This is a genomic window from Dapis brunnea BLCC-M229 (assembly GCF_050015995.1).
Classification (GTDB): domain Bacteria; phylum Cyanobacteriota; class Cyanobacteriia; order Cyanobacteriales; family Microcoleaceae; genus Trichodesmium.
The window spans coordinates 32,733-45,440 of the sequence record NZ_JBNHEP010000227.1 but is presented as its reverse complement, the minus strand read 5'-3'; the positions used below and the strand labels follow the sequence as shown (position 1 = coordinate 45,440).

Here is a 12,708-nt window from a genome sequence, read left to right as displayed (position 1 = left end):
AAACCGGATTACTTTTGAATTAATTTTCCAGAATTTTACCGAATCTTCATAATCGACTATTGGTCTGATTGCAATATTGCAATATATCCTTTCTTAGACTTATCACGGTCGGGAGTTATAGAAATCCTCTAAGCTAGAGTTGATCCGGCGAGAGTCATTGAAAGTTTCTTGATTAATTTTGAAATAGTCATAACTTGATTTTTCCACAGTAGAATTACTGGTGTTTTCCACTATAAATTTATCAACTGTTCTCAGTGAATTCAGGTATTTTTTGAATAAACAACAATATTTCACCAAATCTTTAAAAAAAACACCCACTAATGTGAAGATTCAATTAACTACAACAGTTTTTTATTGACTGATAGTCATAAGTGTGATAAAAAATGCCTAGATAACATAAATTATATAGCACTTCTCATAGTCGTGAGGTAGAAAGTTCTAGGTTTTAGGGAACAAGGGAAGACAAGGTAGATACAAGATAATAGGGAGAAGTAGCTTTTTTTATACTAATACTACCGGATTTGATATCATAAGTAGTAATAGGGAACTGGGAACACCAGAATCACCAAATACTTATGATATGAAGTACGGTTGAATAATTGTCATTGCAACTGCAACCAAAGGAAAGCAATCTCTCAAAACTTGGGATTGCTTAATTCCACTCCGTTCCCGTCACTGTAGACTTACAGTAACTAATTATCCAGATTTGATTTTGATATAGTTTATCCTGACTATTTTAGAAATAACCAGCGATTTAAAATATCCATTAAAAACTATCGCTCTCAACAGCAGACAGTGATCGCTATTTAATATTTTTAGTAAGAGACATTAGTTATACCGCTTTGTTGATTTGTTTCTTGGGCAACAAACCGGCCAAACCAACTGTTAAGAACCCAATAACTAGATCGGGTTCGGCAACATTATTGTTAGGAACATCTGCAGTTTCTTTAAAACTTTTGACCTCATTGAAATTGTCCCGACGTTGCGCTTGCACGACAACCGGGATTCTCTAAGATCGCTGATAGGGGGTTTCTGCTTCTAGCACCTGCCTGCGTTGCCTTTCCCTTTTTTCGGTCTTACGGTCACTCTGCAGTACATCGCCAATCCGAGGAATCCCCTATAGATTGCTAGGCAAAAAGCCTTATTATATATAGTTTAGCACATTACTTTAAAAACCGCAAATTGCTTGGTTTTCCCATCTCTGAGATCCCCTGACCGGAGAGCGCGGGTCTTCAACTAACGTTGAGATAAACACCGCAGAATCTAGCCGATCATCTTCTGTATCACCGATCGCTTGCTTAATAGTATGATAACTAGAAGCTAATCCTTATTTGGTATTATATATTTGGAATAATCAACATCTGGTTGTAGGTTTCTCAGAATGGTTCTGGAAATCCTCGGAGCTAGAACTGCATATCCTTGCCATTAACTAAAAGGACAGATTATATTAATATTTAGTTAAAAAATGTTAATAATTATCCCATGTTCTCTAAAAAGACTATACAAAAATCAAAAGTTGTGGTATGTGGTGCAGGTATTGGCGGCCTGACAACAGCAGCTTTACTGGCCCACAGAGGCTACCAAGTCCAGATATTTGACCAAGCCATCATTCCCGGTGGCTGCGCCTCAACTTTCAAACGGCGGGGCTTTACTTTCGATGTTGGCGCAACTCAAGTCGCAGGTTTAGAACCTGGTGGCATCCATCACCGGATTTTCTCAGAATTGGAAATAGACATCCCGAACGCCATCCATTGCGACCCTGCCTGCGCCGTATTTCTCCCTGGCGAAACCGAACCCATTAACGTTTGGCGCGACCCCCACAAATGGCAGGAAGAAAGACAACGGCAATTTCCTGGTAGCGAACCCTTTTGGCAATTAATGACAAAATTGTTTGAGGCAAGTTGGAAATTTCAAGGACGCGACCCAGTTTTGCCACCGCGAAATATTTGGGATGTTTGGCAGTTAGTAAAAGCAGTGCGTCCGGATACTCTAATTACAGTGCCATTTACTTTAATGACGGTGGCAGATGCGTTACGGTTGTATGGCTTAAATGATAATCTACGGTTGAAAACTTTTCTAGATTTACAACTGAAACTTTATTCTCAAGTTGGTACGGAGGAAACTGCTTTACTTTACGCTGCGACTGCTTTAGCTGTTTCTCAAGCTCCTCAAGGTTTGTACCATCTAGAGGGAAGTATGCAGGTTTTGAGCGATCGCCTAGTCGCAGCTCTAGAAAGAGATGGAGGTAAATTGTTTATGGGTCATACCATCGAACATATATATATAGATAATGGCAAAGCGACTGGTATTAGAGTCAGAAATCAGAAAACTGGGGAAACTTGGATAGAAAATGCCGACCATGTTGTGGCAAATGTCACTGTGCAAAACTTAGTAAAATTAGTGGGAGATGAAAATCAACCACAAACATTACACCCAATACCTGGTTACAAACGCCGAGTTGATAAACTCCCTTCCCCGTGGGGTGCATTTGTGGTGTATTTAGGAGTCGATGAAAGTGCTATTCCAGCAAACTGCCCGCCCCACTTGCAATTTTTCTATGATTATGATGGCCCTATTGGGGAAAATAATTCTTTGTTTGTCTCAGTAAGTCATCCGGGAGACGGTCGCGCTCCCACTGGTAAAGCGACAATTACTGCATCAAGTTTTACCGATACTCAAATTTGGCGACATTGCCAAAATTATCAGGAGTTAAAGCAGAAATATACAGAAGAAGCGATCGCTCGTTTGAGTGAATATTTTTATTTAAAACCAGAAACAATAGTCTATCAGGAAGCTGCCACACCTCGTACTTTTGTCAAATTTACAGCACGGGATGAAGGTATTGTTGGTGGTGTCGGTCAGCGTCTGACAACTTTCGGACCCTTTGGGATTGCTAATCGAACTCCGATTCAGGATTTGTGGTTAGTGGGAGATTCGACTCATCCGGGAGAGGGTACAGCGGGAGTGTCTTATTCAGCGTTGACTGTGGTTCGACAGATTGAGTCTGAGAAAGGATTTACAGCGTTTTGAGATAAAAAAAGGAAATTTTGGATTTTCTTGGCTTTGACTTCAGCGGTCGGTACTGATAAGCTCAAATCCCCATTGGCAAAAACTCCAAGTTTGGTAGGGGTTTGGTCTCCCAACCCTTACGAATACCAGATTTGATATAATTCTAAGGTTTAGATAAGACCAAAACTGATAAGGTATGGAACCATGATTGGTAGCTTTTCAGATTACATAAGTGCAAAAAAAAATCCTTAACTGAACTTTATTGACTGATAATATCACGTTCCCATAATTAGTTATAATTAAGCCTTTGTTTGTAGTTGGGCTTTAGCCCCCTAAATATGTATCTTTGGGCTAAAGCCCAACTACGAACCTGATTATAAGTGTTTTAGCGAATATCATATAAGTTCCTATGCAAAATTAATTACACATCCTATTGACTCCCTTTTCCCTGTTCCCTGTTCCCTGTTCCCTCTCTCAACTAGGAAATTTATTTTGCACGACTACTTAACTGATAAGTGATAACTAAAATTAGGTAGTGAGTTAAATCACACAGAAACTTGAAAATTGTCACCTAAAAATCCTACTAAGCTCATCATAACTACTGATGTGCTTCATTAATTTACTAGGATCAATTTCACATATTCTGAGGATAGATATCACCGCTTAAAACCCAAAAATAACTGATACTAATAATATGACGAACTCAAGGAAAATTTCAAAATGACAAATTACGGAGAACTCAGCTATTTAATTGATACTATCATTACATATGATTTAGAGCGTAGTAGCTGTAAACAACCGCAGCAAATTAACTTGTCTGAGAAAAGGCAGATTCTCAATGAGAAAATTGTTGACAAATATCTTCCTTGTTTGAGTAGCGATCGTCAGATTTGAGGTAACTTTGAAGCGGTCTTTATTCGCTTCTCAATGTCAAAGATTGATATAGCAGGCAATAGGCAACAGTTTAGGAATTATACCAATTACCATGCATTAATACTATACTTGGGTGGAACTTCAATTATTAAGTAATTTAGACAGGCAGAATAACTTTTTTGAGAATTACTGGCTGGTTAATGTCGATTATTCTTATTTTTACTTCTCCCGTACTGACGTTGCATGCAATGTCCCTACCTACTCCCCTCCGACCCTACTCTGAAATAGATAAAGTTTTTGAGAAATGGTATTATATCATGTTCGGATAATCACTAGACATCTCCGGAAAAGAGGGAACACTTAACTGGGAACAGGGAACAGGAAGAAAGTATAGATAATTTATGAATGAGAATTGATTTGATTTTTAATTTTCGGAGATGTCTACTTATAATAAAGTTTTTGTTTGTAGTAGGGCTGAAGCCCTATCTAAAGTTCGGGCTTCAGCCCTACTACGAACTTTAATTATAATAACTATTTAAACGAACATAATATTAGGGGGTAGGGAGTTATCAGATCAAGGGAAGAAATAGGTGAAAAACTTTTAAAAATACGGTTTTAGTAATTGAGGGAACCCTCACCGAGCGACCTACTCCGGTGAGGGTTCTATATAGATAAATGTCAATTATTTGGTAAATTTCTTGGAGGTATTTCTCGGCCTTTATAAAACTGTTTTTCTAATTTACTTAACGCCAACCAAGAAACAACTCCAACAGGTAAACTTAAAATCAAAAAAGTCATCAACGTTATATTAAAATTATCCAATATTAACAGTAATAAAAGGATAACTACCCACATAACTGAAGTGGCAAGTATTACCCCAATTTTTATCCGTTGTAAATTTCTTAAAGCAGTGCGGCAACTACTACATTTTTTGGTATGAGAATGATATCTGTCTAATAATATTTCTGAGTCAAGAGCAGAACTTAAAGTTGCATTAGGAAATAATTGAGCATTATATTTATTCACCCAAGAACGTAATTCAAATACAAATAAATCTGCTTTTGTCGGTAAATAAAAAGCTTTGGCAAAATTAGCGCTACCGCCCTTTGCTTCTAAGTATCGTTCTTGATGATGTAAAAATATTTGGTCATCTTCCAATACTCCATTTTGCCCGATATGAGAATACCAACGGGGGCTTAATTGAATAAAAAATTTTGGTAAGGGGGAAGAAAATTTAAAAGGAAAACGGGCAAATAAACGACATTCTCCTTTACGAATAGGTGTTGCATATACAACTGTTAATGTGCGACCAAATTGTTTAGAAGTAAGGTCATGCCACATCATTGCAGGAGCAATAAAAGTAGTTTCTTGTCTTCCCAAAGTTCCTTTTCTCGGACCTTCTTCCCAGACTCCTTTAAAACCCCACTTTCCAGATTCTACTACTTCTAATTCTACAGGAGCAACATTAGCACGGTTTCCCACACTACGATGATGAGTGTAAGGAATATGACTAGAATCTAAAACATTTTCCATTAATGTTAAAGCATCATAAGGCAAATCCCGAAAAGTATTTAAACAAATCCATTCATTAGAATTTTCATCTAAAACATCAATTGTAGGAATAGGTGTTTGATCTGCATTTTCTACTTTTCCTGCATAGACAAATAAAAGACCTTGACAAACTTTTGTAGGTAGAGATTTAACTTTTGCTCTTGATGATTTTTCTGCCTCTCCTCCTGCAATTTGTTGAGGAATAATTTCACAGTTTCCTGTTCCGGAAAATGCCCAACCATGATAGGGGCATTCTAAACATCCAGCTTCATTAATTCTACCTTGAGAAAGAGGTGCTAAACGATGAGGACATTGGTCTTCAAATACGCGCCATTGACTTGTTTTTTCCTCCCACCAAATCACAATATCTAGTTCTAATAATGTAAATGGTGTAGGTTTAGTTTTGTCTAAGTCTTCCACATAATGAACTGGATACCAAACTTCTTGCCAATCAAAATATTCTGGGTCTGTTCCACCTGCACTTAAAGGGGTATTGTAGGAATTTTTTACAGCGTTAGTAATCATCAGAATGTTAATTATTTTAGTTAAGTTACTTAAGTATAATATAGCTTTACGCCCAAGGCAGAGGGCAAAAGTAATCTGTTACTCGTCCTTTTCACTATTCTCCTGTCCAGCCTTCATTTGTGATAGAATTTACAAACTCATTTAATTAAAATTATCATTTACGGTTGTTTCAATTACTTAAAATTAAATTTCTAGCATTTGAAATTTTGTCAAATCTCAAAAGGTTTGTTAATGTTAATATAATTTGTTATAAGGGTAATAATTTTGGTTATCTACTACCTCCTGCTGCAATAATTATGACTTTTTTAGATTCTGCTAATTCTTATTTATTATGGAAGGGTGAAAGTGGCTACCATAGGCGCTCCCTATCTGAAACGACAATGTTTAGACTAAAAGTGATATTTGGGGGCAAGTTACGACGACGAAAATTTGATAATCAGGCAGTGGAGTTGTTCATACAATGTGCTGTACTTAATCGTATAGCGCTACTTGAATCGGGAATAGGGAACACTTAACTGGGAACAGGAGACTATCAAAGGATTTGAGGATTTATAAATGTCAAATACCTTAATGCGTAGCGCTATATGATACAGAACTCTAAACCAGAAAGCTACAAAATAGAATTCTAATTAACTTCTCTTATGGGGGGAGTTTGCGTTGGCGGAGCAAGTGCGGCAGCTATATCGCAACATTCATGCAACAAAGCCACTTCGAGTATGAAAAAATATTGAATATTGGCATTGCTGAATTAAGGTATGAAAGTAAGTTTATCGGTAATAGGGAACAGGGAACACTTAACTGGGAACAGTCAATATTAACAAGTAGTTCAAACAATCCCAAATTATCAAATCATACCGTGTTTCAGCAACGCCTGAATATTTTATCTGAAAAAGATTAAACCTCTTGCCAAATTTTTAATTAAACAAATTCAAAATATAAAATCAACAATTTTATCCCCCCTATTCCCTATTCTCTATTCCCTGACTTCTGCAATAATTCTATTATATCATGTCCGGTTGAATAGTTATAATTAAGGTTCGTAGTAGGGCTAAAGCCCTAAGTATAAATCGGGCTGAAGCCCTACTACAAACAAAAAAATTTTTATTACTGATTATCCGGACATGATATTAGTTATGATTGAAAATAAGGATAAAAAAATGAAAAAACTCTTTTCCTCTATTTCTCTTCGCACAGTTTTTGTTATCCCATTTATTCTCCAAATTGTTTCTGCGGTTGGAATAGTTAGTTATTTGTCATTTAAAAATAGTCAGAAAGCGATCCGTGAAATCACTCAAGAACTCCGGGAAGAAATAACGTCAAGAGCAACGCAGTATGTTAGTGACTATCTGGAAATTCCTCACACTATCAATACATTGAATGATTCGGCTTTTAATATCAATATTCTCAATGTCGAAAATCCGGAAAAAATCAGAGATTACTTTTGGAAACAAGTTAAATTAACTCCAAAAATTAATACCATTCAAATTGGCATACACGAACAAGAAAAGTATATCGGAGTAGGACGAACAGATGGAAAATTAGTCTACAAGATATCCGACCCATTAACCACTCAACGAGAGTTTCAATCCTATGCGATCGACGTTCGAGGTCGTCCCACGAAAAAAGTTAGTGGTCGTCCTAACTATAAAATGCGATTGCGACCATGGTATCAAGAAGCATTTCAATCTCAAATTTCTATATGGAGTCTTTATATTTTCTTCTCTCATAAAACCTTGGGGATGACACTCTCAAAACCGGTTTATAACCAATCGGGAAAATTATTGGGTGTAACGGGAATTGATATTACTCTCGAAGAAATAGGTGATTTTCTCAAAAATTTGCGTGTTGGTCGAACGGGAAAAATTTTTATTATCGAACGCGATGGCAATATTGTTGCTTCTTCAACAGAAGAAGAGCCATTTCTGAGCCAAGGAGAAGATTTAGTGCGTCTCAATGCAACTAATAGTCAAATTCCCACGATCCGATCGACAGCAAATTATTTACAAAATCATTTTGGCGATTTAAACGAGATTGAAAAATCTCAACATCTCGAATTCTTGATCGATGATGAACGCTATTTTCTCCAAGTTACTCCTTTTGAAGATCCCAAAGCCAAAGGTTTGGACTGGTTAATTGTCGTCATTATTCCAGAAGCAGATTTTATGGCACAAATTAATCAGAATACACGAACAACAATCATTCTTTGTATTATTGCATTGATTATTGCTGCCACAATAGGAATTTTAACAGCTCGTTGGGTGACTCGTCCTTTAATTGCCTTGAACCAGGCAGCTAAAGATATTGCTCAAGGCAAATGGAAGCGCACCGTTCATTTGAAACGTCACGATGAATTGGGAGAATTAGTTCAATCATTCAATAGCATGGCTGCTCAATTAAAAGAAGCTTTTCAAACCCTCGAAAAAACCAATGCTGAACTTGTAGTTGCCAAAGAGAAAGCCGAAGTTGCCAATCAAGCCAAAAGCAGATTTATTGCCAATATGAGTCACGAGTTGAGAACTCCATTAAATGCTATCCTGGGATTCACCCAAATTATGATCCGTTCCCAAAACCTCCCCCGCGACTACCAAGAAAACTTTGCCATCATCTCCCGCAGTGGAGAATATCTCCTCAGCCTCATCAACAATGTTCTCGAATTCTCCAAAATTGAGGCTGGTAAAATCACCCTCAACGAAAAGAACTTCGACCTGTACCAACTCCTTGACGACATCCACGATATGTTCCAACTGAAAGCCGACGGTAAAGGGTTGCAATTGTTACTCGAAAGAGACGAAAGCGTGCCCCGCTACATTAGCACTGATGAAGTGAAACTGCGCCAAGTCCTCATTAATCTGCTCAACAATGCCATCAAATTCACTGAAGCAGGAGGTGCGATCCTGCGAGTAGCCCCTATCGAAACTCCAGAGAGTTCCCAGCTCAAACGGATATCCTTTGCCGTGGAAGACACTGGTGTCGGAATTGCCCTCGAAGAACTCGACAAACTTTTTGAAGCCTTCGTCCAAACTGAAATCGGCAAAGAGGCACAAGAAGGAACGGGGTTGGGCTTACCCATATCTCGCAAATTCGTGCAGTTGATGGGTGGTGATATCCAAGTCACCTCTCAAGTAGGACAAGGGACAACCTTCAGTTTTGAGATTCAAGTCGAAGAAGTCGAACCCGAAGCCGTAGAAAGTCAAAAACCTAAACGGAAAGTTATTGCCCTTGCCTCCAACCAACCCCGCTATCGCATCCTGATCGTAGATGATAAAATCCTGAATCGACAACTGTTAGTGAAATTGCTTAATCCCCTCGGGTTTGAACTCAAAGAAGCCAGCAATGGTAAAGAAGCTATCGAAATTTTCGAGTCATGGGAACCTCATTTGATTTGGATGGATATGCGGATACCTGTGATCGATGGTTACGAAGCCACCCAGAAAATCAAAGCCACAAGAAAAGGACAAGCAACAGCAATAATAGCCTTGACAGCGAGCGTTCTAGAAGAAGAAAAAGCGGTAGTCTTATCAGCAGGGTGTAATGCTTTTATGAGGAAACCATTTCGAGAAGAAGATATATTTGAAGCCATGCACGAACATATCGGTGTCGAGTTTATCTATGAAGAAGTACAGAAGAAAGAAATCAAACTCACAACAGAGATATTAACGCCAGAAAATTTAGGGACATTACCCGAAGAATGGCTTCTAGGATTAAAGGATGCTATTCTGAGTTCAGACCGCAAAACCATGAATGCTTTTTTGGAGAAAATTGCTCTGGAGCACGAGGAATTAGCAGAGGCTTTACAAAAATGTCTTTATAACTTCGAGTATGAAAAAATCTTGAACATTTTATGTGAGTAGTCCTGCATAATAATGGTAGTGATATTTGTATGAAAAGTCAACTGGACTTTATCAATGTACTTCAACACTTAACTCCGATGTTACAACGAATAACTCCCTCTAGTCCCTCAACTGCCCCGCGTCGTTTCCAACTCCCCCTGCGTTCGGTTTTAATTATCCCCTTTATTTTGCAAATCTTTGCAGCGGTGGGATTAGTGGGTTGGTTCTCCTTTCGCAATGGACGGCAAGCAGTGAATAATGTTGTAGAGCAGTTAAAACAAGAACTGACTGACCGGGTAGAAGCAACAGTCCTTTCCTTCCTAGAAGTTCCTCACCAAGTTACTCGCATTAATCTAGATGCTATTCGTCAAGGTTATTTGGATGTAGATTCTTCCCTTGATATTAATTTGCCCTTAAGACGTTACTTCCTCAATCAAATTCAACAATTCGATACAGTTAGTGTTATTGGTTATGCTAATGAAAAATTAGAATATCTTGATTTAGAGAAGGAAATCGTTGGGGATGACAAGAAGATGATCGTCACCCTATCCGGTCAATCAACAGGTTTCACTCAAGTTGTTTATGAGATTGACGAGCAAGGAGAACTCGGACGAGTATTTTCTCAAAGCCCTAATTACGATCCGACGGAGCGTCCCTGGTATAGATCGGCAGTTGAAACTGGAAAAGCGGTGTGGTCGCCCATCTTTGTGTTTGTGAGTCAGCCAAAAATTGGCATTGCTGCTGTAACTCCTGTCTTTGAAGCAGACTCTAAAACTGTAAAGGGTGTCACTGGAGTCAATATAACCCTCCAACACATTAGCAATTTCTTGGAAGAGCTAAAAATCGGCAAATCAGGGCAAGTGTTTATTGTTGAATTGGATGGTTCTTTAGTTGCCACATCTACAGGTGAATCCCCCCTCCTGATTAAAAAAGAGAATCAAGAGTCAGTTACAGAAAGAATCACAGCAACAGAAAGCCAGAACAAGTTAACTCGTGCCAGTGCTAACTATATTGTAGGGCAATTCGACGCGTTAGACCAAATCAAAACTCCTAAAAAACTCGACTTTAAATTGGATGGGGAGCATCAATTTCTGCAAGTAACTCCCCTTAAAGACGAGCGGGGTATTGAATGGCTGATTGTTCTCACCATTCCCGAAAAAGACTTCATGGAACAGATCGATGCCAACCGTCGGCAAACCATCGCTCTCTGTTTGCTGGCTCTAGGAGGAGCAACCACTCTAGGTCTGTTCTCATCCGGGTGGATAGCCAAGCCAATCTTGCGCTTGCAAGAATCCGCAGGGGCGATCGCCAATGAATGCCAACTCATTCACAAAGTTGACATTCGAGGTATCACTGAATTAGAGAATCTCGGCACATCCTTCAACAGAATGTCCGATCGCTTGCAAGCATCCTTTAGTGCTTTAGAACAAGCTAATACCCAACTTGAACAACGAGTGCAAGAGCGAACCGCCGAACTTGAAGAGCGAACCTCTGAACTTGAAATAGCCAAAGAAAAAGCTGAAGTAGCTAACCAAGCCAAAAGTTCATTTATTGCCAACATGAGTCACGAGTTGAGAAGTCCATTAAATGCCATCCTGGGATTCACCCAAATTATGACCCGCTCCCAAACCCTCCCCGTTGAGCACCAAGAAAACGTCGGCATCATCTACCGCAGTGGCGAACACCTCCTGACTCTCATCAACAACGTCCTCGACCTCTCTAAAATAGAATCTGGTCAAACCACTCTCAACGAAAAGAACTTCGACCTGTACCAACTCCTCGACGACATTCACGATATGTTCCAACTCAAAGCTGACGGCAAAGGGTTGCAACTGTTACTCGAAAGAGATGAAACAATCCCACGTTACCTGCGCACCGACGAAATGAAACTGCGCCAAGTATTGATCAACCTGCTCAACAATGCCATCAAATTCACTGAATCAGGAGGTGTGACCCTGCGAGCAACTCCCATCGAAACCCCAGATAGTTCCGTACAAAAACGGATATCCTTTGTCGTGGAAGACACCGGAGCGGGAATTGCCCCGGAAGAACTCGACCAACTATTTGAAGCCTTCGTCCAAACCGAAACCGGCAAACAAGCACAAGAAGGAACAGGTTTGGGGTTGCCCATATCCCGTAAATTCGTACAGTTGATGGGCGGGGATATCCAAGTCACCTCTCAAGTGGGAAAAGGCACAACCTTTAGTTGGGAAATTCAAGCACAAGAAGTCGAAGCCGAAGCCATAGAAAGCCAAAAACCCAAACAGAGAGTCATCGCCCTCGCCCCCAACCAACCCCGCTATCGCATCCTGATCGTCGATGATAAAATCCTGAATCGACAACTATTAGTGAAATTGCTTAATCCTCTTGGATTTGAACTCAAAGAAGCCAGCAACGGCAAAGAAGCCATCGAAATTTTCGAGGTATGGGAACCTCATTTGATTTGGATGGATATGCGGATGCCTATGATGGACGGTTATGAAGCCACCCAGAAAATCAAAGCCACAACAAAAGGACAAGCACCAGCAATAATAGCCTTGACAGCGAGCGTTCTAGAAGAAGAAAAAGCGGTAGTCTTATCAGCAGGGTGTAATGCTTTTATGAGGAAACCATTTCGAGAAGAAGATATATTTGAAGCCATGCACGAACATATCGGTGTCGAGTTTATCTATGAAGAAGTACAGAAGAAAGAAATCAAACTCACAACAGAGATATTAACGCCAGAAAATTTAGGGACATTACCCGAAGAATGGCTTCTAGGATTAAAGGATGCTATTCTGAGTTCAGACCGCAAAACCATGAATGGTATAGTGGAGAAAATTGCTGTGGAGCATGAGGAGTTAGCAGAGGCTTTACAAAAATGTCTTTATAACTTCGAGTATGAAAAAATTTTGAATATTTTATCTGAAAAAGATTAATT

General features: G+C 39.2%; 8 protein-coding genes. 6 read left to right on the top strand and 2 right to left on the bottom strand.

Going from position 1 to position 12,708, the window contains the following annotated elements; genetic code table 11:
• Positions 1 to 832: 832 nt before the first annotated feature.
• Positions 833 to 994: a hypothetical protein gene (locus ACP6PM_RS26150; protein WP_426589827.1), complete on the bottom strand. Its 162-nt coding sequence runs from the start codon at positions 992 to 994 to the stop codon at positions 833 to 835.
• Positions 995 to 1,482: 488 nt separating this feature from the next.
• On the opposite strand from ACP6PM_RS26150, the gene crtD reads away from it, so the two are divergent.
• Together crtD and ACP6PM_RS26140 are read left to right on the top strand one after the other, a co-directional pair.
• On the top strand, positions 1,483 to 3,030 hold the full coding sequence (crtD, locus tag ACP6PM_RS26145; protein WP_426589826.1) for a C-3',4' desaturase CrtD: 1,548 nt from the start codon (positions 1,483 to 1,485) through the stop codon (positions 3,028 to 3,030).
• Between the two features lie 699 nt (positions 3,031 to 3,729).
• Entirely contained in the window at positions 3,730 to 3,903 is a 174-nt protein-coding gene (locus tag ACP6PM_RS26140; RefSeq protein ID WP_426589825.1) for a hypothetical protein, read from the top strand.
• A gap of 657 nt (positions 3,904 to 4,560) precedes the next feature.
• On the opposite strand, the gene ACP6PM_RS26135 is transcribed toward ACP6PM_RS26140, so the two are convergent.
• Entirely contained in the window at positions 4,561 to 5,958 is a 1,398-nt protein-coding gene (locus tag ACP6PM_RS26135) for an aromatic ring-hydroxylating dioxygenase subunit alpha (RefSeq protein WP_426589824.1), read from the bottom strand.
• Between the two features lie 206 nt (positions 5,959 to 6,164).
• Between ACP6PM_RS26135 and ACP6PM_RS26130 the strand changes: the two genes are divergently transcribed.
• The 4 genes from ACP6PM_RS26130 to ACP6PM_RS26115 all read left to right on the top strand — a co-directional run bounded on the left by ACP6PM_RS26130 (position 6,165) and on the right by ACP6PM_RS26115 (position 12,706).
• Positions 6,165 to 6,473, top strand: coding sequence for a hypothetical protein (locus ACP6PM_RS26130; protein ID WP_426589823.1), 309 nt, complete (start codon positions 6,165 to 6,167; stop codon positions 6,471 to 6,473).
• Positions 6,474 to 6,652: 179 nt separating this feature from the next.
• Positions 6,653 to 6,856, top strand: a complete 204-nt coding sequence (locus ACP6PM_RS26125; protein WP_426589822.1) for a hypothetical protein — start codon at positions 6,653 to 6,655, stop codon at positions 6,854 to 6,856.
• A gap of 259 nt (positions 6,857 to 7,115) precedes the next feature.
• Entirely contained in the window at positions 7,116 to 9,809 is a 2,694-nt protein-coding gene (locus ACP6PM_RS26120; RefSeq protein WP_426589821.1) for an ATP-binding protein, read from the top strand.
• Between the two features lie 29 nt (positions 9,810 to 9,838).
• Positions 9,839 to 12,706: an ATP-binding protein gene (locus tag ACP6PM_RS26115; RefSeq protein WP_426589820.1), complete on the top strand. Its 2,868-nt coding sequence runs from the start codon at positions 9,839 to 9,841 to the stop codon at positions 12,704 to 12,706.
• Positions 12,707 to 12,708 lie beyond the last annotated feature (2 nt).